The sequence below is a fragment of the Streptomyces sp. NPDC059668 genome, from assembly GCF_042734135.1.
In the GTDB taxonomy this organism is placed as follows: domain Bacteria; phylum Actinomycetota; class Actinomycetes; order Streptomycetales; family Streptomycetaceae; genus Streptomyces.
On the sequence record NZ_JBHWEL010000011.1, the window covers coordinates 48,861 to 70,911 of the forward strand.

Annotated in this window: 16 protein-coding genes; 5 read left to right on the forward strand and 11 right to left on the reverse strand. The window is 72.5% G+C overall.

All coding sequences use genetic code 11. The features are described 5' to 3' along the window. Positions 1-76: 76 nt before the first annotated feature. From mgt to ACFV2J_RS11365, 4 genes are all read right to left on the reverse strand, one after another. A complete protein-coding gene (gene mgt / locus ACFV2J_RS11350; RefSeq protein WP_385082539.1) occupies positions 77-1,282 on the reverse strand; it encodes a macrolide-inactivating glycosyltransferase in 1,206 nt (401 codons plus the stop codon). Between the two features lie 79 nt (positions 1,283-1,361). Further along, entirely contained in the window at positions 1,362-2,660 is a 1,299-nt protein-coding gene (locus tag ACFV2J_RS11355; RefSeq protein WP_385082538.1) for an ABC transporter substrate-binding protein, read from the reverse strand. Beyond that, entirely contained in the window at positions 2,660-3,493 is an 834-nt protein-coding gene (locus ACFV2J_RS11360) for a carbohydrate ABC transporter permease (RefSeq protein WP_385082537.1), read from the reverse strand. Before ACFV2J_RS11360 ends, ACFV2J_RS11355 begins: the two co-directional genes overlap by 1 nt. Next, positions 3,490-4,425 (reverse strand): carbohydrate ABC transporter permease, encoded by a 936-nt coding sequence (locus ACFV2J_RS11365; RefSeq protein ID WP_385082535.1) that lies wholly within the window; start codon positions 4,423-4,425, stop codon positions 3,490-3,492. Before ACFV2J_RS11365 ends, ACFV2J_RS11360 begins: the two co-directional genes overlap by 4 nt. A 231-nt stretch (positions 4,426-4,656) precedes the next feature. Between ACFV2J_RS11365 and ACFV2J_RS11370 the strand changes: the two genes are divergently transcribed. Then, entirely contained in the window at positions 4,657-5,523 is an 867-nt protein-coding gene (locus tag ACFV2J_RS11370; protein WP_385082534.1) for a phosphotransferase, read from the forward strand. Between the two features lie 583 nt (positions 5,524-6,106). Here the strand turns inward: ACFV2J_RS11370 and ACFV2J_RS11375 are convergent. The 4 genes from ACFV2J_RS11375 to ACFV2J_RS11390 form a co-directional block, all read right to left on the reverse strand. Continuing rightward, positions 6,107-6,829 (reverse strand): 3'-5' exonuclease, encoded by a 723-nt coding sequence (locus ACFV2J_RS11375; RefSeq protein WP_385082532.1) that lies wholly within the window; start codon positions 6,827-6,829, stop codon positions 6,107-6,109. Positions 6,830-6,934: 105 nt separating this feature from the next. Beyond that, positions 6,935-8,173, reverse strand: coding sequence for an SAV2148 family HEPN domain-containing protein (locus tag ACFV2J_RS11380; RefSeq protein ID WP_385082529.1), 1,239 nt, complete (start codon positions 8,171-8,173; stop codon positions 6,935-6,937). 114 nt (positions 8,174-8,287) lie between these two features. Then, entirely contained in the window at positions 8,288-9,604 is a 1,317-nt protein-coding gene (locus ACFV2J_RS11385) for a copper amine oxidase (RefSeq protein ID WP_385082528.1), read from the reverse strand. A 93-nt stretch (positions 9,605-9,697) separates the two neighbouring features. Then, positions 9,698-10,516 (reverse strand): Tat pathway signal sequence domain protein, encoded by an 819-nt coding sequence (locus ACFV2J_RS11390; protein ID WP_385082526.1) that lies wholly within the window; start codon positions 10,514-10,516, stop codon positions 9,698-9,700. Positions 10,517-10,694: 178 nt separating this feature from the next. Between ACFV2J_RS11390 and glgX the strand changes: the two genes are divergently transcribed. The 3 genes from glgX (at position 10,695) to ACFV2J_RS11405 (ending at position 17,181) form a co-directional block, all read left to right on the forward strand. Next, the gene (gene glgX / locus ACFV2J_RS11395; protein ID WP_385082525.1) at positions 10,695-12,812 is read left to right on the forward strand and encodes a glycogen debranching protein GlgX; all 2,118 of its coding nucleotides are present in this window, start codon (positions 10,695-10,697) and stop codon (positions 12,810-12,812) included. Between the two features lie 292 nt (positions 12,813-13,104). Continuing rightward, a complete protein-coding gene (gene treY, locus ACFV2J_RS11400) occupies positions 13,105-15,555 on the forward strand; it encodes a malto-oligosyltrehalose synthase (RefSeq protein ID WP_385438271.1) in 2,451 nt (816 codons plus the stop codon). A gap of 375 nt (positions 15,556-15,930) precedes the next feature. After that, positions 15,931-17,181 carry a M14 family zinc carboxypeptidase gene (locus ACFV2J_RS11405; protein WP_385082028.1) on the forward strand — a complete coding sequence of 417 codons (1,251 nt, stop codon included), beginning with the start codon at positions 15,931-15,933 and terminating at the stop codon, positions 17,179-17,181. A gap of 1 nt (position 17,182) precedes the next feature. Here the strand turns inward: ACFV2J_RS11405 and ACFV2J_RS11410 are convergent, their stop codons facing one another. The 3 genes from ACFV2J_RS11410 to ACFV2J_RS11420 form a co-directional block, all read right to left on the reverse strand. Further along, entirely contained in the window at positions 17,183-17,521 is a 339-nt protein-coding gene (locus tag ACFV2J_RS11410) for an SSI family serine proteinase inhibitor (RefSeq protein WP_385082027.1), read from the reverse strand. A gap of 302 nt (positions 17,522-17,823) precedes the next feature. Next, positions 17,824-19,191, reverse strand: a complete 1,368-nt coding sequence (locus tag ACFV2J_RS11415; protein ID WP_385438274.1) for a M14 family zinc carboxypeptidase — start codon at positions 19,189-19,191, stop codon at positions 17,824-17,826. Positions 19,192-19,457: 266 nt separating this feature from the next. Further along, the gene (locus tag ACFV2J_RS11420; RefSeq protein ID WP_385082024.1) at positions 19,458-20,009 is read right to left on the reverse strand and encodes an FHA domain-containing protein; all 552 of its coding nucleotides are present in this window, start codon (positions 20,007-20,009) and stop codon (positions 19,458-19,460) included. A gap of 193 nt (positions 20,010-20,202) precedes the next feature. On the opposite strand from ACFV2J_RS11420, the gene treZ reads away from it, so the two are divergent. After that, positions 20,203-21,960 carry a malto-oligosyltrehalose trehalohydrolase gene (gene treZ, locus ACFV2J_RS11425; protein WP_385082022.1) on the forward strand — a complete coding sequence of 586 codons (1,758 nt, stop codon included), beginning with the start codon at positions 20,203-20,205 and terminating at the stop codon, positions 21,958-21,960. The last annotated feature ends 91 nt before the right edge of the window (positions 21,961-22,051 follow it).

Sequence of the window (22,051 nt, forward strand, 5' to 3'; positions counted from 1 at the left end):
CGACCGGGGGTTGGTGCGGGGGCGCCCCGGACCGACGCCGCCCCCGCACACCGGTACGCGTCCGGTGCGGGACTCCTCAGTCCCGTGCGGACGTGGGCAGTTCGGCCTCGATGAGGTCGGCCGCCCGCTGTGTTCCGCCCTCCTTCGCCATCTCTTCGCGGATGTCCCGCAGCCGGCGCGCCACCTCGGGGTCCGCGACGAGGCCGAGGACCGCCTCGCGCAGCGTGCCGGCCGTCGCCTCCGCCATCGGTACATGGCGGGCGACTCCGAGCGCCTGGAGCATGTCGGCGTTGCCGAACTGGTCGACGGCCTGCGGTACGGCGACCATCGGCGTGCCGGTGGCCAGGCCTTCCTGGCTGCCGCCCGCACCGGCGTGCGTGATGAAGGCGTCGGCCTGGCGCAGGACGGCCAACTGGGGTACCCATGGGCGCACTTCCACGTTGCCCGGTACGTCACCCAGTTCGGCCGGGTCGACGAATCTGCCGATCTGGAGCACGACGTGCCAGCCCGGCAGATCCCCGAAGGCCTTCACGCACTCGCGGTAGAAACCGGGCTGCTTGGTGAAGCTGGAGCCCAGGGAGACGAGCAGCACCTTCCCGGCGTCCGCGGGCCGCCGCCAGTCCCCCTGGGCGGCACGGTCGCCCTGGCAGCCGCCGACGAAGGTGTACCGCCCCTCGTCGACACGGTCGGCGTTCGGCTGGAGGGCGCGGGGGATGAGGACGAGGCAGCGGTCGGGGCGGCCCATGAAGTCCTCGACGCTCAGGTCCATGCCGTTTACCGCGATCCAGCGGGCGAAGGTCTCGTAGAAGGCCCGGCCGCGCGGCGTCCGCTTGAGCGGTTCGAAGACCGCTCTGCCGACCTCCTCCTCGTACCCCTCCCAGGCGACCATGCTCGGGGACAGCTGCACGATCGGGACCCCCCAGCGGTGGGCGAGGACCCGGGCCGGGTAGGCCGTGATGTCGTACAGCACGAGGTCCGGCTCGTCCCCCTCGTACGCGGCCGCGAGCTGGGGCTCGGCCTGTAGGGCGTCCGTCAGGAACGGTTCGACGTGGTCGATCGTCTCGGTCCCCCACGCGTCCGGGTCGTCGTCGGTCGGCAGCGTCGAATGCCATGTCCTGGGCTCCGCCCCCGTCGCGGCGACCTGTTCGGCGAAGGCGGGCGGCACCGCGTACGTGACCCGGTGCCCGCGTGCCACGAGCTCCCGGATCACTTCGATGCTCGGGTTCACGTGCCCGTGGGCGGCGATGGAGAACATGGCGATGTGGGCGCGTCGGTCGGTCATGCCTCGACCGTAGGCGAGACGATACGTCTCGTGCAACCTCAATCCCGTACGCCCCTGCCGCCCGGTTCCGGCCGGTCGCTCAGCGCTGGTAGCGGGCCAGCACCAGGTTTCCGTCCCTGACCAGCCGTCTGCGGAGCGCCGCCAGGCCGATCGCTCCGCTGTAGTACTCCTGGAAGGCGGGCGTCGCGACCTTGTCCTTCCACTCGGGATAGCCGCGCACGGACTGGGCGGGCGCCGGGACCAGGTGGGAGGCGAGGGCGGTGCCCGTCGCCCAGCCGTTCTCGGCGGTGTGCAGGGCCGGGTCCTCCAGGGCCCGCGTCCCCGTGGGCAGCATCCAGTCCCCGAGCGCGAGCCGGACCATGTTCTTCGGCCGGAGCAGGAAGTCGACGAACGCGGCGGCCTCCTTCTTGTGCGGGCTGTCCGCCGCGACGGACAGGGTCTGCGGGCTCACCCCCTGGGTGAGGCCGTCCGCGCCGGCCGGGGCGGGCAGCACCTGCCAGCGGAAGCCCTTCGGCGCCTGCTGCGCGATCTGCTGACGGTAGGAGAACCCGAGCGGCACCATCGCGTACCTGCCGCCGAAGAACCCGGGCAGTGTGTCCGAGCCGCCCATGCCGAGCGTCGCTCCCGACGCGCTCCCGTCCGTGTTCACCTCGTCGTGCACGGTCCTCGGGACCACGGCGTCGGCCTCGTCGAAGCGCACGGTCACCTTGCCGTCCGGGCCCCGGTGGAACAGCCGGCCACCCGCGGAGAGGGAGAGGTTGAGCGTCGCGGAGACCGGCTCCTTGAGCGGCCAGGCCACACCGTAGGTGCCCTTGCCGCTCAGCCGCTTCACGATCGTGCGGAACTCGCCCCAGCTCCAGGGCCTTTCGGGGGTCGGGACGCGGACGCCCGACTTCTTCAGCCGCTCGGCGTCGGCGATCAGGACGCGCGGCTCCTGGAGGAACGGCACGCCGTAGACCCCTCCCCCGAAGGTCGCCGCCTCCCAGCTCCGCCGCGGGATGTCGGACGTGAGCCGATCGGACAGCAGACCGCGCAGATCCGCGAGATAGCCGCCGTACGCGAAGTCCGCGAGGTCGTCCGAGGCGTCGTGGATGATGTCCGGTGCCTCACCGCCCTCGAAGGAGGTGAGCAGCTGATCGTGGACGCTGTCCCAACTCCCCTGCACGTACTCGACCTTGACGTCCGGATGGTCGGCATTCCACTCCTTCACCAGCTCCTTGTTGGCGGCGACGGACTCCTGTTGCCAGGCGAGCGACTGGAACCGGAGGGTGATCACTCCGCGCGGTCCGCCCCCGCCGTCCGTGCACGAGGCGAGCAACAGGCCGAGGACGGCCAGGAGGACCAGCGGTCTCGTCCGCGACAACCCCCTCGCCCCCATCAGCTCTTCACCGCCCCGGCGAACATGCCGCCCGTGATCCGCTTCTGGATGACCGCGAAGACGACCAGCGACGGCAGGGTCGCGAGGAACGACGCGGCGGCGAGCGGGCCGAGGTCCGCGACCCCCTCCGCCCCGATGAAGTGCGTCAGGACGACCGGCAGCGTCTGTTTCTGCGGCGTCTTGAGCAGCACGAGCGCGAAGAAGAACTCGTTCCACGCGCTGACGAAGGCGAACAGCGCCGTGGCCACGATGCCGGGCGCGAGCAGCGGCGCGGTGACGGAGACCAGGGTGCGCACCCGCCCCGCCCCGTCGACCGCGGCGGCCTCCTCCAGTTCGGTGGGCACCGCCCGTACGTGGCCCACCAGCATCCACAGCGCGAACGGCAGCGCCCACACGACGTACACCATGATCAGCCCGGCGCGGGAGTCGATCAGGTGGAGGTTCTTGAGGATCAGGAAGAGCGGGATGATCACGAGGACGAACGGGAACGCCTGGCTGACCACGACCCAGCCGGTGGCGGCCCTCGCGAGCGCGGTACGCCGGCGCGCCATGACGTAGGCCATCGGGGTCGCGACCAGTACGGCGATCACCGCCGCGCCGAGCGCGGCGAGCAGGGAGTTGAGCGCGGCGTGCAGCAGGGGCTGCTCGTCGAAGGCCTGCCGGAAGTTGTCGAGGGTGGGGTGCCGGGGGATCCAGGTGGGGTGGAGGCCGGCCAGCTCGCGGGCCGGTTTGAAGGCGGTGGAGATCAGCCACAGGAAGGGGAAGCCCAGGAAGACGAGGTAGCCCAGCAGCGCGAGGTACTGGCCCGCGCGGGCCGCTCCGCGGGTCCTCACGCGTCCTCACCTCCGCCCAGCCGGACCGCCAGCCGGATCGCGAGGATCACCGAGATCGCGGCGACCAGCACACAGCCCATCGCCGCCGCGTAGCCGAACTGCCCGTAACGGAAGGCCTCTTCGTACGCGAAGAGCATCGGCAGCCGGGTACGGCCGCCGGGGCCGCCGTTGGTCAGCACATAGACCAGGGCGAAGGAGTTGAAGTTCCAGATCAGGTTGAGCGCCGTGATGGCGAGCGCGACCGGTCTCAGGGCGGGCCAGGTGACGGTCAGGAAGCGGCGCCAGGCACTCGCGCCGTCCACCGCGGCCGCCTCGTGGAGTTCGCGCGGGGTGTTCTGAAGTCCGGCGAGCAGCGCGACCGTGGTCTGCGGCATGCCCGCCCAGACACCGACGACGATCACCGCGGGCAGCGCGGTGCCGAGGCCGCTGAGCCAGTCGCGGCCGTCGCCGAGGCCGACGTCGCGCAGCGTCTGGTTGAGGACGCCCGCGTCGGGGTTGTAGACGAGCCGCCAGATGATGCCGACGACCACTTCGGGCATGGCCCACGGGACGATCGCCAGGGCGCGGGCGAGCCGGCGGAAGCGGAGCTCCTGGTTGAGCAGGAGGGCGAGTCCGAGCGCGAGGAGGAACTGCGGCACGGTCACCCCGACCGCCCACAGCAGACCGATCCGGAACGAGTCCCAGAACAGGGTGTCGTGCAGCAGGTCCTGGAAGTTGAGGCTCCCGATCCACCGGGTGGGGGCGGTGCGGCCCGACTGGGAGTCGGTGAACGCCAGCGCGATCCCGTAGAGCAGCGGTCCGACGCTGAGCACCAGGATCGGGATGAGCGCGGGCAGCACCAGGAACCAGGCTCCGTGGCCGAGGGGACGCCGGTCCCCGCCCCGGCGGTACGTGTGCCCGGCCGGTCGGCTCGTCGCGCTCGCCAAGGTCATGGACACGGCTCCTTCGGGCGGTCGTGCGGATCCGGCCGTCCCGGCGGCCCCCGTCATGGTCGTGAAGGCGGCGGGCACCGTCAAGACACCGTGCACACGGCCCGACCTGTGCGAATGCGAGACTGGCGGCGGATGGCGTGAACGCGACGCCGTGCGCGAGGGACCTGTGCGGACCGCGCCACGCGGACGCGAGGACCGCGCGGGCACCGCGCGAGGAGACGGAGGCGACGGATGGACGAGGCACGGGCGCGGGACGTACTGGCCGCGGCGGGCGTACTGCCGGGGCCGGCGGCCGGGGAGGCCGCCCTTCTCGCGCTGGGTGAGAACGCGGTGTTCGCCGCCGGTGACCTGGTGGTCAAGGTGGGGCGGGACGCCGAACTCCTCGACCGCGCCCGGCGGGAGCTGGCCGTCGCGGGCTGGCTCGCCGAGGCGGGCGTTCCCGCGGTGCGGGCGGCCGAGGCCGAGGCGCTGCTGGTGGACGGTCACCCGGTGACGGTGTGGCACCGGCTGCCCGCCCCCGTACGCCCGGCCGAACCGCGCGATCTGGCCGAACTGCTCCGGGTGGTGCACGCGCTGCCCTCGCCCCCCTTCTCCCTGCCGCCCCGCGAGTTGCTGGGCGGTGTGGAGCGCTGGCTGCGTCTCGCGGGTGAGGCGATCGACCCGCGGGACGCGTCCTATTTGCGCGCCCGGCGCGACGGCTTCGCGGCCGCCGCCGCCGCGCTGACACCGCACCTGCCCCCGGGCCCGATCCACGGGGACGCGCTGCCCCGCAACGTCCATGTCGGTCCCGACGGCCCGGTCCTGGTCGATCTGGAGACCTTCTCCGCCGATCTGCGCGAGCACGATCTGGTGGTCATGGCGCTCTCCCGGGACCGCTACGGGCTGCCCGCCGACGCGTACGACTCCTTCACCCGGGGCTACGGTTGGGACGTGCGCGGCTGGGAGGGCTGTTCCGTGCTGCGGGGTGCGCGGGAGACCGCAAGCTGCGCGTGGGTGGCTCAGCACGCGCCGGCCAACCCCAAGGCACTGGCCGAGTTCGAGCGGCGGGTGGCGTCGCTGCGGGACGGGGACGAATCGGTGCGGTGGTATCCGTTCTGAACCGGTGGTAGCCCACTCGGCCCGGCGTACCCGGGCCGGCACCCGTGCCGAGCACCGCGGGTTCCTGTCCGGGCGGTCCCGCCGGAGTCGCACCCCGTTCCGAACTCGGCGGGTCCCCGCTCGGGCCTCCCGGCCCGTCTGAACCGGGGCCCGCGCCAAGTGCCGCGGGTCCCTGTGTTCCGGCCGTCCCGCCTGCCCGAGTCACCACCAGTACTGACCGGCGGGTCCCGGGTCCGGGCCTCCCGGCCGGCCTGACCCCACACCCGTGCCGAGAACAACGGGTTGCGTCCCTGCCGTCCTGCCCGCCCGAGTTGCCACCGGTACCGAGCACCGCGGCTCCCGACCCCGGGCCCTCAGGCCCGCCTGAGCCCACACCCTTGCCGAGCACCGCAGACACCCCACTCCGGCCCTCCGGCCCACCAAAGATGCCACCCGCGCCGAGCACCGCAGCTCCCGACCCCGGGCCCTCAGGCCCGCCTGAGCCGGCATGCGTGCCGGGCACCGCGGGTCCCGGGCGCGGATTGGCACCCCGCCTCAGCCGACCCCCTGTCGAGCACCGCGGGTCCCCGCCCCGGGCGGGTCGTCAGACTCGCTCGTCGGCCAGGTCCCGGAGGGGCCACGTGCCGTCGACCACCGCGTCCGCGTCGCCCTTGCGGCGCAGGAAGCTCTGGAAGTCCGCCGCCCATTCGGCGTACCACTCGATCTGGCGGCGGTGCAGCTCCGCCGGGCCGAGGGCCGCGACCTTCGGGTGGCGGCCGGCTATCGCCCCGGCGAGCCGGGCCGCGGCGAGGGCGTCGGCCGAGGCGTCGTGGGCCGCGCGCAACTCCACCCCGTACTCCGTGCAGACCGCTTCGAGGTTGCGCTTGCCCCGGCGGTAGCGGTCGACGGAGCGGTCGATCGTGTACGGGTCGATGACCGGGGCGGGGTCGCTCCCGCCGAGCCGCTCGCGCAGCGAGGGCAGTCCGTGCCTGCGCAGTTCGGCGGAGAGCAGGGTCAGGTCGAAGGCGGCGTTGTACGCGACCACCGGGACGCCCGTCTTCCAGTACCCGACGAGGACCTCCGCGATCGCGTCGGCGACCTGGTCGGCGGGGCGGCCCTCCGCGGTCGCGCGCTCGTTCGAGATCCCGTGCACCGCGACCGCGTCCGCCGGGATCCGCACGCCCGGATCGGCCAGCCACTCCCTGCGTCCCAGCGGTTCTCCGCCCCTGACCTCGATCACGGCACCCGTGACGATGCGCGCCTCGCGCGGATCGGTCCCGGTCGTCTCCAGGTCGAAGCCGATCAGCAGCTCCTGGTGCCAGCCCATCGGTGGCCCCCCTTCTTCGTGGTGCTTTCCCCCAGTGGTCCCCACGATCGCACGGCCCACTGACAACCCGAGGACCGCGTTCCGCTTCCGGGGGAGGGCGACACCTCAGGACACCGGCCGCGAATCGGCCCAGGCCACTTCGAACTCCTCACGGTATGTCGGGAAGAGTCCCTCTTCGCCGATCTCATCCGGTTTGACCACTCGGCCCCCGCCGCGCAGCACCAGGACCGGTGCCTCCATGCCGCGTGCGCGACGCAGATACGACTGCACGACCGCGATGCCGTCGGAGCCGTCCCCGTCGACGAGATACGCCGTGAAGCGCGGCGTCTCGTCGTAGACCTGGATCTCGAAGGCGCCCGGATCCCGCAGCCGGGCCCGCACCCTGCGCATGTGCAGGATGTTCATCTCGACCGCCCGGCTCAGCTCGCCCCGCTTGATGGCGAGTTCGCGCTCGCGGCGCTTGACCGCGCTGGAGGCCGGGTTGAGGAACAGCAGCCTGACCCGGCAGCCGGACTCGGCGAGCCGCACCAGCCGCCGCCCGGAGAAGTTCTGCACCAGCAGGTTCAGGCCGATGCCGATGGCGTCGAGGCGGCGCGCTCCGCCGAACAGGTCCTCCGCGGGGAACTGCCGCAGCAGCCTCACCCGGTCGGAGTGGACTCCGACCACGTCCGCGTACCGGTCGCCGACCAGGTCCTCGACGGCGTCCACGGGCAGCCGCCGCGCGGAGGGCGTGTCGCTGCCTGCGCCGAGTATCGCCAGGAGCTTCGCGGCGGCCCGCTCGGCCTGGCCCAGCACCGCCTCGGACAGGGCCCGGTTGCGGGAGACCACGTTCCGGGTGACCTCCAGCTCGTCCAGGGCGAGTTCGACGTCCCGGCGCTCGTCGAAGTACGGCTCGAAGCACGGCCAGTGCTGCACCATCAGCTCGCGCAGCTGCGGCAGGGTGAGGAAGCTGAGCACGTTGTCGTCGGCGGGGTCGAGCAGATAGCCCTTTCGCCGGCTGACCTCGCGCACGGCGACCGCGCGCTGCACCCACTCCTGTCCGGCGGGTCCGGCCGCGGCGACCACCCAGTCGTCCCCGTGGACGGGTTCGTAGATGGGGCGCAGAACAGCGGCCACGACCGCGCGCAGCCGCTGTTCGACCAGGTTCAGCCAGATGTAGGCGCGCCCGGCCCGCTGGGCGCGCGTACGCACCTCGCGCCAGGCGTCGGCGCCCCAGTCCAGTTCCGGTCCGATGGATCCCATCTCCATCGGCCGTGCCAGGGACACCGCGCCGGGTGGGACATCTGTGGAGTTCCCCTCGTGACCCTCGTCACCAGGAGGCAACTCCAGCCCTCCCGAGCCCACCCGCGCACCGCCTTCCGCTCCCCCGAGCTCTCCCGTGGGGCCAGCCCCACTCAACGATCAAGGAAGGGTACTCCGGGAGCGGCGGGCGGTGCAGCCCGATGGACAGGCTGTTTCTCAACTACCGTTTTCCACATGCCCGTTCTGGTCGGCCAGCTCCGGCGGAGTGAGCGGATTCATAGCCGTGACGTCACGCGGAGCGATGGAGAAGCCCTGCCAGTGGACCGGCATGGGCTGCTGGTCCTCGTCGCGCGCGATGTGGTGGAAGCCCACGTTGACCCAGACGATGGGGTGGGTGAGGGTCTGTCCGTTGACGTACTTGTCGACGGACTTGCCCGCTCCCGCTCCGCAGTTGAGCAGGTTGTTGCTGGCGAACTGCTCGCACTTCTTGTACTCGGTGAAGTACAGGTCGTGCTTGGTGAAGCTGCGGCCGAGGTACTTGGTGGTCGCGCCCGGGACGATCTCGTAGGAGCGCGAGTGGTTGTCCTTGTTCTTGCCGGTGGCGCTGACCACGCGCCACCAGCGCTGGTTCTTGGCGTCGCCCGCGAGTTCCTTGGTGATCTTGGTGCGGGTGGTCTTGTTGGTCGGGCCCTCGTTGCCGTTGCGGGGCGGGCTGACCACCGAGTCGTACTGCTCGATCTTGTTCTTGGAGGAGCCGTCCAGGCCGAAGTCGAGCCGCCAGAACACGTTGTGGCTGTGGCTGGTGGCGTACGCCTTCGCGCCCTTGCCGATGGGCCAGCCGCGGCCGTCGCCCGCGTCGTAGTCACCGGGCGAGAGGCTTCCGGTGGCACCGATGTTCATGCTGACGGCGCCGTCGTCCTGGAAGCGCCACTCGGTGATGTACTCGTACCAGCCGACCTTGTTGACGGTGTAGATCAGCAGGTCCTTGCCCTGGGCCTGGTAGACCTTGTTCCCGGTGTCGGCCTCCATGCGGTAGGCGTGACCACGCGAACGGGTCGTGGTGCACAGGCCGTTGACGTTCGGGTGCTGCGGGTCCCAGGCGTTGGGGATCTTCACGTTCTTGATGGTGCCGCCGGGGCACTCTCCCGGCGCCATCTTCATCAGGCCCTGGCCGAAGCCGGCGCCCGTGAGGTCGTCGTACTCGGCCTTGCCGTCGTCGTAGGGGACGTGGATCTGGCCGAGCTTGGCGCTGGTGAGGACCTTGATCGGCTGGGCCTCGCCCTTGGGCTGGTACGAGATGTTCTCCAGGACGAGCCCGGCCTCGCTCTCGTAGTGCCAGCACATGCGCCAGGTGGTGCCGGTGGAGAGCTTCTGCTCGATCTTGTAGGCCGTGCTGCAACTGGCGGCCGCCGGGGCGGACTTCGGCTGGGCGACGGCCGGACCCGCGGCCGTCGTCGCGCCGACGGCCAGCGCGGCCACCGAAAGGCCCACCGCCGACCGGCTGCGGGCACGGCTGATTCTGTTCACGCGCATGACGAAGGGACTCCTCGCGAAAGCATGCAGAAGTTGGGAGTTGGACAGGGTGAGGGTGAAGGCGGCGCCGCCTCGGAGCGGCGGACGCGGGCGTCAGCCGAGCGTGCCGACCTTGCGGGCGCTCAGATCGACCACCAGGTCACGGCTGTCGATCCAGGACCCGTTCCTGACCTTCGGGAAGAGCCTCACGCAGCGGTGCTCGCCGCACTTCGCGAGGAGTCCGGGCTGGGCGCCCGGGGTCGCCCGGTAGACCATGCTGTTCAGCGTGAGCTGGTCGGGCGAGGTGAGTTCCTTGCCGGTGGCGTCCTTGTAGTCGGCCCGCAGGCCCGCGCCGAGCGGGTCGGCGATGAGCAGCTTGGCCGCCTCGGTCATCTCGTCACGGCCCAGCGGCGGCTGGGTCCCGTGCTGGGTGTCCGTCCTCTCCACCTTCCCGGTGTCGAGGTTGACGGTCCTGGTGACGAGCGTGTCGTCGCGGTAGTCGTAGAACGTGACGTTCGCGCGGCGCGGTGCCCCGGGGTCGTCGAGTTCGTTCTCCTCCGGCTCGGCGAGGTCGACACCGATGCGCTGCGGGCCCCGGCCTCCCTCGACGTTCTCGGCGGAGCCGGACAACTGCCGGTTCACCGCCATCCGTTCGGCCCGTGCCGTCTCGTCGTCGGTCAGCGGGTCACGGCCGGTGCCCTTGTCGCCCTGCGCCGGAGCCTGCTCGACGACGCCGGGCCGTACGGCCGCCTGTCCCTGTTCCTGTCCCGGTGCCGCCTGCTGCGGACCGGCTCCGCCGGCCGAGCCCCGGGCCGAGTCGTCGGCCCCCGCCGAGCCCGGCAGGGTGATCCCGACCATCACGGCCGTCCCGGCCACCGCGATGGCCGCACCCGCCACCACTTTTCCCAGATGGCGGTGCACTATCTTGCGCACATTTCCCCCTACTCCCCCTGTTTCTCTAGGAGCGACTTGAGTACCTCTGGTTCGGCACACCACGTATGCCTGGTCAGCGGGTAAGAGGGACGTAAGTCATAGGAGGTTCCATCACTTTCGGGGAGACTCGCTTCGGAGTCGCCCCCCGGGGCGCGGCACTACTGGGAGAGTCGTATCCATGCAGGTCTGGCCTGGTGAGGCATATCCACTCGGTGCCACGTACGACGGCGCCGGTACCAATTTCGCGGTCTTCTCGGAGGCCGCCGACCGGATCGAGCTGTGTCTGCTGCACGACGACGGCTCGGAGACGGCGGTGGAACTGCGCGAGAGCGACGCGTTCGTACGGCACGCGTACCTGCCCGGGATCATGCCCGGACAGCGGTACGGGTTCCGGGTGCACGGGCCGTACGCGCCCGAGCGCGGACAGCGCGTCAACTCCGCCAAACTGCTGCTTGATCCGTACGCGCGTGCGATAAGTGGCTCGATCACCTGGGGCGAGGAGGTGTACGGCTATCCCTTCGGGTCCCCCGACAAGCGCAACGACCTGGACTCGGCGCCGCACACCATGACGTCGGTCGTGGTCAACCCGTACTTCGACTGGGGGGACGACCGGCGCCCGCGCACCGAGTACCACCACACCGTGATCTACGAGGCCCACGTGAAGGGCCTCACGATGCAGCATCCGGCGCTGCCCGACGAACTGCGCGGCACGTACGCGGCACTCGCACACCCCGCGATCATCGAACACCTGACGGAACTGGGGGTGACGGCACTGGAGCTGATGCCGGTGCACCAGTTCGTGAACGACCACCGTCTGGTGGAGATGGGGCTCAACAACTACTGGGGCTACAACACCATCGGCTTCTTCGCCCCGCACAACACCTACGCCTCCTGGGGCGACCGCGGTCAGCAGGTCCTGGAGTTCAAGTCGGCGGTCCGGGCGCTGCACGAGGCCGGCATCGAGGTCATCCTGGACGTGGTCTACAACCACACGGCCGAGGGCAACCACCTGGGCCCGACGCTGTCCTTCAGAGGCCTCGACAACGCCTCGTACTACCGTCTGGCGGACGATCCCCGCTACTACATGGACACCACGGGGACCGGCAACTCCCTCCTGATGCGCTCCCCGCACGTGCTCCAGCTGATCATGGACTCGCTGCGCTACTGGGTCACCGAGATGCACGTCGACGGTTTCCGCTTCGACCTCGCGGCCACCCTGGCCCGGCAGTTCCACGAGGTGGACCGGCTGTCGTCCTTCTTCGACCTGGTGCAGCAGGACCCGGTGGTCTCCCAGGTGAAGCTGATCGCCGAGCCCTGGGACGTCGGCGAGGGCGGCTACCAGGTGGGCAACTTCCCGCCGCTGTGGACGGAGTGGAACGGCAAGTACCGCGACACCGTGCGCGACCTGTGGCGCGGCGAGCCCCGCACGCTCGCCGAGTTCGCCTCCCGGCTGACGGGTTCCTCGGACCTCTACCAGGACGACGGCCGCCGCCCGCTCGCCTCCATCAACTTCGTCACCTGCCACGACGGGTTCACCCTCAACGACCTCGTCTCCTACAACGACAAGCGCAACCAGGCCAACGGGGAGGACAACCGCGACGGCGAGGGCCACAACCGCTCGTGGAACTGCGGGGCCGAGGGCGAGACCGACGACGAGAGCGTGCTCGCCCTGCGGGCCCGCCAGAAGCGCAACTTCATCGCGACGCTGATGCTCTCCCAGGGTGTGCCGATGCTCAGTCACGGCGACGAGTTCGCCCGCACCCAGGGCGGCAACAACAACGCGTACTGCCAGGACAGCGAGCTGGCCTGGGTGCCGTGGCCCGAGGACGGCGGCGAACTGCTCGACTTCACGCGCGCGATGGTGTGGCTGCGCCGCGACCATCCGGTCTTCCGGCGCCGCCGCTTCTTCCACGGCCGTCCCGTCCAGGGCACGCACGACGAACTCTCCGACATCGCGTGGTTCACCCCGGCGGGCACCGAGATGACCCAGCAGGACTGGGGGGCGACGCAGACGCACGCGCTGTCCGTCTTCCTCAACGGCAACGCGATCTCCGAGCCGGGCCCGCGCGGGGAGCACATCGCCGACGATTCCTTCCTGCTCATGTTCAACGCCTCGCCGAGACCACTGGAGTTCGTGGTGCCCGTCGACCACGGACGGCAGTGGCAGGTGGTGGTCGACACCGCCCTCCCGGAGGGGCCGGTGCCGGGCACCGGAGCCAAGGTCCAGGCCGGGGACCGGCTGACGCTGATCGACCGGAGCGTGACGGTGCTGCAACGCCCGGCCCAGGACCTCTGACCGATCACGCCGCACCGCCGGGGCGGCCGGGCGCGGCCCGGGGACCGACCGTGCCCGGGGACCGTCCGGCCGATCCCGGCCGGTCGGCCCCTTCGGGCGGTCGGCCCCGGGCGGTTCCGGCCGAGAGCGCCGAGAACGCCGAGGACCCCGCGCACGCGAAGGTGCGCGAGGGCACGCGAAGGCCCGCGAGGGCACGCGCACCGAGCTTCCCGTGTCCGGGAACCGGCGCCGCAGGAACCCGTATGCGGGCGTCGATGTCACGAAACCGGGCGAGAGGGGTACGTAGGTTCCCATGACACCTGAGCGTCCCGAACGGGAGATCCCGGACTCGATGGTTCCCGCCACGCCGACCGCCACGTACCGGCTCCAGCTGCAACCGGGGTTCCCCTTCGCGGCCGCCGAGGCCGCCGTGCCGTACCTCGCCTCGCTCGGGGTCTCCCATCTGCACCTGTCCCCCGTCCTGGAGGCCGTCCCGGGCTCGGCGCACGGCTACGACGTGGTCGACCACACGCGCGTACGGGAGGAGCTGGGCGGTGAGCGGGGACTGCGCTCGCTGGCCCGCGCGGCGCGCGCGCACGGGCTCGGTCTGGTCGTGGACATCGTGCCCAACCACATGGCCATGGCCCCGCGTCACAACCGCCCGCTGTGGGAGGTCCTGCGCGAGGGACCCGCGTCGCCGTACGCGCGCTGGTTCGACATCGACTGGGACGCGCAGGGCGGCCGGCTGCTGCTGCCGGTGCTCGGGGGCCGCCTCGGCACGGAGATCGACCGGTTCAAGGTGGACGGCGACGTGCTGCGCTACCACGACCACGAGTTTCCGCTGCGCGAGGGCACGCGGGAGCTGCCGATGCCCGAGCTCCTGGACGCGCAGTGGTACCGCCCGGCCTGGTGGCGACTGGCCCGCACCGAACTGAACTACCGCCGCTTCTTCAGCATTTCGGAACTCGTCGGGGTGCGTGTCGAGGACCCGGAGGTGTTCGCGGCGACCCACGGCAAGATCCTGGAGCTGCTGGCCGACGGCGTGGTCGAGGGACTGCGCGTCGACCACCCGGACGGCCTGGCGGACCCGGACGCGTATCTGCGCCGCCTGCACGAGGCGACCGGCGGACGCTGGACGGTCGTCGAGAAGATCCTCGCGGACGGTGAGCCGCTGCCCGCCGCCTGGCCCGTCGCGGGCACCACCGGCTACGACGCGCTGCGGCACGTCGACGGTCTCTTCACGGACCCGGCGGGCGCGGAGGAACTCCTGCTCCAGTACCGGCGGTTCGCGGCCCCCCGGGACGATCTGGGCGGCTCCTGGGAAGCGACGGTGCGCCGGGCGGCGTACCAGGTGATCACCCACGAGCTGGCCACCGAGTTCGACCGCCTCACACGGGTGGCGGAGCGCCTGTGCGCCCGCTCCTCCGACCCCGCGCTGCGCGATCACGCCCCCTGGGCCCTGGGCGCCGCGCTGCGCGAGCTGCTCGTGCGGGTCGGTGTGTACCGGCCGTATCCCTCCACGGACGCCGCCGCGGTCGTCACCGAGGAGGCCGCCGCCGAGGCCCGGGCGGTCTTCACCGTGCCGGAGGAGGCGCACGCCGTGGAGGTCGTACGGGACCTGGTGCTCGGGCGCGGCGGGGACGGGCCCGGGCACGCGGAGTTCCGGGCCCGGTTCGCCCAGACCTCGTCCGCGCTGCGGGCCAAGTCCATGGAGGACACGGCGTTCTACCGCTACGTGCCCCTGCTGTCGGCCAACGAGGTGGGCGGCGCCCCCGGCGCCCCGGCCGTGTCCCCGGAGGACTTCCACGCCTACTGCGCGCGCGTGCAGCGCGACTGGCCCGGCACCGGGACGGCCCTGTCCACCCACGACACCAAACGCAGCGCCGACGTACGCGCGGCGCTGTCCGTGCTCACCCAGTGCCCGCACCGGTGGGCCGACCTCCTCACCGAGGTGACGACGCCGGGAGCGGCGGGCGCGGCCGGTCCCCAGGTGGCCTGGGCCGCCTGGCAGACGGTGTTCGGGCTGGGCCCCGCCGACGCGGACCGTGTCCAGGGCGCGCTGCTCAAGCACGTCCGGGAGGCCGGCCTGCACACCGCCTGGACCGAGCAGGACCCCGCGTACGAGGCGGCGGTCGCGGCGTTCGTCGCGGCGGGTCCCTGCGGGGCGCCCGGAGAGCAGGTGGCCGACTTCAGGGCCGGCCTCGCGCCGCACGTCCGGGCGAACGTCCTGGGGGCCGCGCTGGTGCAGCTGACCATGCCCGGGGTGCCGGACGTGTACCAGGGCACCGAGGACGAGTACCTGGCGCTGGTGGACCCGGACAACCGGACGCCGTTCGCACCGCCGCGGCCTTCGGCACGGGGCACCGCGGAGGCCGCCCAGGAAGTCTCCGAGAGCGTCTCCGAGAAGGCCGCGCTCACCACGGCGGCGCTCCGGCTGCGCGGGCGGCGCCCCGACGTCTTCGGCGACACGGCGGCCTACGCGCCGCTGGCCGCGGAGGGTCCGGGTGCCGCGCACTGTGTCGCGTTCGTACGGTCCGGTGAGGTGGTCACGGCCGTCACCCGGCTGTCGTTGCGGCTGGCGGACGACGGCGGCTGGCGGGACACGCGTCTCACGCTGCCCGCGGGACGCTGGACGGACCTGCTCGCCCCGGGACGGGAGTTCACGGGCCACGCTCGCGTGGCGGAGCTCTTCGAGCGGGCGCCGGTGGCGCTGCTGGAGCGCGTCCGTGAGGACGGACCCGCGCACCGGGCGGCGAGCGGCTGACCGGGCCTCGGCGGCGGACCGGGGACCCGGGCCGGGCGAAGGTCCGTGAGCACGGCCGGAAGGGCGCGCCGTTCGGGGCGCGTCGGCGCGTCCGGGAGCGGCACTCGGCCGCCTCCACCGGATCTCGATGGCCGGTGGCGCACGGCGGGCGGCCCGCGTACACCCTTTCGGGTGACGCCTGGGTTTCACCGCCGGGCGCCGGCACGGGCGGGTGTCCCCGGACGCCCCGGCGGGACCTCGCGCTTTCGGCGGTCCGCGCCCCGCCGCCGACGGTGGACGCCACCCGGCGCCGCCGAGGCCACCCCGCCCGCCGCTTGACAGTTGACCCGCTCCGTGGAGTACTGCGGGAAGCGACGCAGGGCGGACGAGTCGGGGGTGAGTCTCCTGCAGGAGCTGCGCTACCCCAGTGTGACCGAAATCGTCGCGTCCGCACGCGCGTTGGCGGTTCACCGCCCCGGTCTGTGCACGCTCAGACAGATCGGTGTCTCCCGCGCGGGCAGACCGCTCCACCTGCTGTCCGTCGGTCACGCGCGGCGCGCGGTCCTCGTCGTCGCGGGCGCCCACGCCAACGAGCCGGCCGGTGGTTCGACGCTGCTGTCGCTGGCCGAACGTGTGCTGTACGACGTGGAGTTACGGACGGACACCGCGTGGCACTTCCTGCTCTGCGCGGACCCGGACGGGGCGAGCCTGCATGTGACGCCGGCGCCGCGCACCCTGCTCGACTACCACCGCGGATTCTTCCGTCCGGCCGGACCCGAGCAGCCCGAGTGGTCGCCGTCGGTCCTGCCGCCCGACCGGCTGCCTCCGGAGACCCGTGCCCTCACCCGGGTCATCGACGAAGTGCGGCCCTACCTCCAGGCGACCCTGCACGGCACCGATCTCGGCGGCAGCTGGGTGCAGTTGACCAAGGACATCCCGGGGCTGGCCGAACCGTTCGCCAAGTCCGCGGCGGAGCTGCACATCCCGGTGGAGACGGGCGCGTCGGACGCCGCGGGCTGGCCGGCCTCCGGGCCCGGGGTGCATGTGATGCCGGCCCCCGGCTCGGACGCGGCCTACCCGAGCATGCCCGACGACGCGCGGCACAGCACCTGGTACCACGCGCACCGGTACGGCGGTCTGACCGCCGTCGTCGAGGTCCCGATGTGGGCCAGCGACCTGGTCGACGACCCCGCGCCGCACCCGGCGCCGGCCGCGGCGATGCGGGGCCTGGCACGGCGGCTGCGACAGGACGCGCGTCAGGTGGAGGCGGTGCTGACGGAGGTCGTGCCACGGCTGCCCGGCCCCGACGGGCCCCTCCTGCGGGCCGCCAAGTGGGCGCTGGAGCTGGTGCCGGGGCTGGCCGACGACTGGGTCCGGACGCCGCCGGCGGACACCACTAGGGCGTACGTCGGCAGTGTGGACGCGTTCGGGCGCCGGCTGCCGCTGCGGGCGGCGGCGATGCTGCTGCGCGTCCTCCAGGAGGCCGACGACCGGTCCGCGCCGCGCCTGGAACGCCTCGTCGCCTCCTGGAGCGACGCCTTCGCCGAGCGCTTCAGCGCCCGCTGGGTCCCCCTGGAGCATCAGGTCGAGCACCAGTCCCGCACGGTGGTCGCGGCGGCCCTGCACGCACGCGACCACGCGGCCTGAGCTACTCCCCCAGGGCGAACACCGCGCCCGTGGCGGCGCCCATCACGCAGGAGTTCGCGAAGGTGTGCGTGTAGGTGACCGGGCGGCCGTTCCACTCGCCGCGCGCGGCGGCGGTGACCGGGGCGTAGATCATGGGGCACAGGGCTCCGGGCGTGGCCGGGATCCGGTCGATGTCCCCCTCGGCGGCGTCGAGTTCGGCGCAGGCCAGCTCCGCGTGGGGGTGGCCCTGGGGCGGATCGCAGAGCAGGAGCGCGCCGCGGGTGCCGGTGCCCGGGGTGACCTCCGCCGGGAAGGCAGCCTGTCGGGGCGCCCGAGGAGAGAACTCGGCAGGAGAGAACACCGGAGGAGAGGACACCAGAGGCGCACGCGAGGACGCGCCCGGGGGTGCTCCCAGGGGGCCTCGGTCGGGGTGCCGGACAGGGTCCCGGAGAGGTACTCGGACGGGTGAAAGGGCTTGGGGAGAGGCCTCGCCACGGGCGACCGTGAGGTGGAGCCAGTTGCCGGGGACGACCCGGTGGGACGTCGCAGGGGCCGGTTCGGAGACCTGTGCCTGCGCCTGGGCCTGTACCGGCGCCACGGCCGTCGTGAGCAGGGCAGCCGTCGCGGCCAGCACAGCTCCGCGCATCGCTTCGGTGGTTCTCGTCATTCCCGGTGCATCGGCAGCGCGGCCTGTGAACTCCACCCCGTCTCACCCGAAGGGGACCCCACCGATGCGTACCGTCCGGCGAGTTCGAACGCGGCGATCACCACGCGCGCCTGGTACTCGACCTGGCGTGCGACCGGGATCCAGCGTGCCCCGCAGCCTTCGCGGTAGTCGGCGCACCATGCGTCGATCAGCCGGTCCAGCTCCGGCAGCGCCCCGCGCGGGTCGCGCCCGGAACGGGTGACGAGCTGGTGCAGCAGCCCGGCCGTGCGCAGGGCGACCCGGCGCCCCGCGAGGCGCAGGGACGTCAGCCGGGCGGTGCCGAGCGACGGCAGGGGCCGGGAGCCGGAGTCCCGCAGGTCGGGGTCCCAGGAGTCCGCGAGGCCGGGGCCGACCAGTAAATAGTCGTCGACGGGCGCGAGGAGGCGGGCCGTGTCCGCAGCGGTGCCGAGACCGGGCCGCACGCGCGCGAGGATGCCCTCCAGGACGCGTGTGTCGTGGCGCAGCGTGTGGCTGACGGAGCGCAGCACCGCGTCGGCGTCGGCGGGCCGGGTGGCGTCCTCCACGGCCGCGACGCCCCACATGGGTGCTTCGACGACCGCCGTGACGGTGCCGTGGCGGTGCGGATGGAACCAGGTGGACTCCACCGCGGCCTCGGTGATCGCGGCGGCCAGGTCGCCGCGGTGGGGCGGCGGGATGCGGTAGACGGCGGGCCCGAGGGGCGGCCAGTAGAGCGTGTCGTACGGCCCGAGCTCGCGCGGGATGCCGAGCCGCGCGGCGGTGTGGGCGACACGCTGGGAGAGACCGGGCAGCTCGCGGGTCAGTTCGACGAAGGCGCCGCCGACGTCGACGCCGTGCAGGGAGCACTGGAAGAAGGGCCGCAGCTCGTCCTGGAGGTCGAGGAGGGCGCGGGTCTCGGGCAGGGTCACGCGGTCCGCGCCCTCGGGCAGCCACTCGGGCTGTTCGAGGAAGCCGGGACGGAAGAAGTGCCGGAAGTAGCGGCCGAGGGTGTACGGGCCGGACAGCCATGCCTCGTTGCGGCGGGAGCCGTCGGGGTCGAGACAGAGCAGCAGGTTCCAGGTGACGTCCGCGCCGTCGCGCAGCCGGGGGTCGGCGAGCGCCCGTTCCGCGAGGCGCAGGACCGTGGCGCCGCCGACCGGCTCGTTGGCGTGCGGTCCGGCGACGACGAGGGCCTGGCGGTGGCCGTGCCCGACGGACAGGAGCCAGAGGGGTGTGCCCGCCCGGGACGTGCCCACGCGGCGCAGCCGGGCGTCCTTCGGACGGCGGGCGACGAGCGCGGCGGCACGGGCGCCCAGCTCGTCGACGGTCGGGTAGCGGAGGAGTGGCGGCAGGGCGCACCTCCACACATGTGGTGCCGTCGCTTCACCTGATGTACACGGTGTACGCACAGTCAGTCACGACTGTGAAGGTACGTCAACACCGCGGAACGTAAGGGAAGGTGAGGAAATCGCTGAGTGAAACCCAGGCCAGAGCTCGGTCCCGCCGTTCCGAGGCGGGGCCCGGGCGGACGTACCGGTCCGGGCGGGGCCGGGGAACCGCGGAGATGTGGAGACGCGGGGACCCGGAGATCCAGGGATGCAGGACGCGGAGATACAGGACGCGGGGGCGGGGATCAGGAGGACGACAGCCGGAAGAACATCCGTCCGAAACCGATCTGGTCGCCGTCCTTGACGACGGCCGCGCCGATCACCCGCCGGCCGTTGACCGTCGTCCCGTTGGTCGACCCCAGGTCGCGCAGCACCCACAGGCCGCTCTGACGGCTCAGCTCGGCGTGGATCCGCGACACCGTCTCGTGGTTGAGCCGCAGTCCGCTGGCCGGGTCACGGCCGATCCGCAACGGGTAGCCGTTGCCCGGGTGGGGCAGCAGCAGCTTCGGAAGCCGCTCGGACTGCCAGGCCCTGCGCACCCGTACGGTGAAGCCGGAGACCGCCTCGACGGTGCCGAACACCAGCCTCGACCAGCGGCCCTCGGTGGCCAGGTCGGCGGTGAGCGCGGCGAGTTCGTCGGACCGGCGGGCGGAGAGCGCGAGCTCCATGCGGCGGATGAACGTGTCGTGCGAGAGACGTCCGAGAGCGACGCCGTCACGGAGGGCCTTCAGCGCCCGGTCGCGTTCCGCGTCGGACAACCGCGCGGGGTAGGTGTGGAACTCGAAAGACGACGTCACGCTGGTGATTGTCGGCCAGGAGCGGCGGGGTGTCCAGAAGACCCGGAAACGGCCGTCGCCACCGACACGTTCCCGCCGCACGTCCATCGCGTGGCGAACGCGCGGCAAATGGGTGGAGAGGAGCCCGAATCGATCTCGTGTGCCGCACCATGGACGGGCGACGTCACGGAGAGCGGACAAGGGGGAACCGTCAGTGCGGTTCGAGGTGTGGGCACCGCAGGCCGGCCGGGTGGCACTCCACTGCGAGGGCGCCACGAGCGCGCTGGAGCGCGATCCGGAGCGCGCCGGGTGGTGGACGGGAGACGCGGAGGCGCGGGACGGGACGCGCTACGGGTTCGCGGTGGACGACGGCCCCGTACTGCCCGATCCGCGCTCGCGGCGGCAGCCGGACGGCCCCGACGGGCTGAGCGCGGTGGTCGCCCAGGACCAGTACGTCTGGCGTGCCGAGTGGGCCGGGCGTCCGCTGCCGGGCGCGGTCCTGTACGAGCTGCACGTGGGCACGTACACCGCCGAGGGCACCCTGGACTCGGCCGCGAAAAGGCTCGGGCATCTCGCGGAACTGGGCGTCACGCACGTCGAGTTGATGCCGCTGTGCCCGTTCCCCGGGCGGCACGGCTGGGGCTACGAGGGTGTCTCGCTGTGGGCGGTGCACGAGCCGTACGGCGGCCCCGAGGCGCTGAAGCGCTTCGTCGACCGGGCGCACGGACTGGGCCTCGGCGTCGTCCTCGACGTGGTGCACAACCACCTCGGGCCGTCCGGGAACCATCTGCCCGCGTTCGGGCCGTACTTCACGGACACCCATCAGACGCCCTGGGGCTCGGCCGTGAATCTGGACGCGCCCGGTTCGGACGAGGTGCGGGCGTATCTCGTCGGCAGCGCGCTGGCGTGGCTGCGGGACTACCGGCTGGACGGGCTGCGGCTGGACGCGGTGCACGCGCTGCGGGACACCCGGGCGCTGCACTTCCTGGAGGAGCTGTCCACGGCCGTGGACAGCCTCGCGGACGAGCTGGGCCGGCCGCTCTTCCTGATCGCCGAGTCGGACCTGAACGACCCCCGGCTGATCACCTCCCGCGAGGAGGGCGGTCTCGGGCTGCACGCCCAGTGGAACGACGACTTCCACCACGCGCTGCACACCACTCTGACCGGTGAGGCACAGGGCTACTACGCGGACTTCGCGCAGCCCCCGTTCGCGGCTCTCGCGAAGACGCTGACGTCGGGCTTCTTCCACGACGGCACGTATTCGAGCTTCCGCGGGCGACGCCACGGCCGGCCGCTCGACCGCACCCGGGTCTCGGCGCACCGGCTGCTCGGCTACTCCCAGACCCACGACCAGATCGGCAACCGCGCCCAGGGGGACCGCCTTTCGGCGTCGCTCTCCCCCGGGCTGCTGGCCTGCGCGGCCGCGCTGACGCTCACCGGGCCCTTCACACCGATGCTGTTCATGGGCGAGGAGTGGGCCGCGGGGACACCCTGGCAGTTCTTCACCGACCACACCGATCCCGAACTGGCGGAGGCCGTACGACGCGGCAGACGCCGGGAGTTCGCGGCGCACGGCTGGGCCGAGGAGGACGTACCCGACCCGCAGGACCCGGCGACGCGGGAGCGTTCCTGTCTGGACTGGTCCGAGCCCGAGAAGGCGCTCCACGCGCGCGTGCTGGCCTGGTACCGCGATCTGATCGCCCTGCGCCGTCGTCACCCCGACCTCGCGGACCCCGACCTCGCGGCCGTCAGGATCGCCCACGACGAGGGGGCCCGCTGGCTCGCCCTGCGGCGCGGGGACGTCCGGGTGGCGGTGAACCTCGGCCAGGAGGCCGCCGAGATCCCGCTCGGCCTGAGCCGCGCGCGCGTGCTGGCCGCGTGGGAGCCGGTGCGGACGCCGGACGCGGACGGGGACGGGGACGGGGTGCTGAGCGTGCCCGGCGAGTCGTGCGTGGTGCTGACGCAGGCGTGAGCAGGCCGTGGACGCCGGCCCGCGCGGACGCCGGAGCGCGGACGGTGGCGTGCGGACGGTGGTGTGCGGACGGTGGTGTGCGGACGCCGGA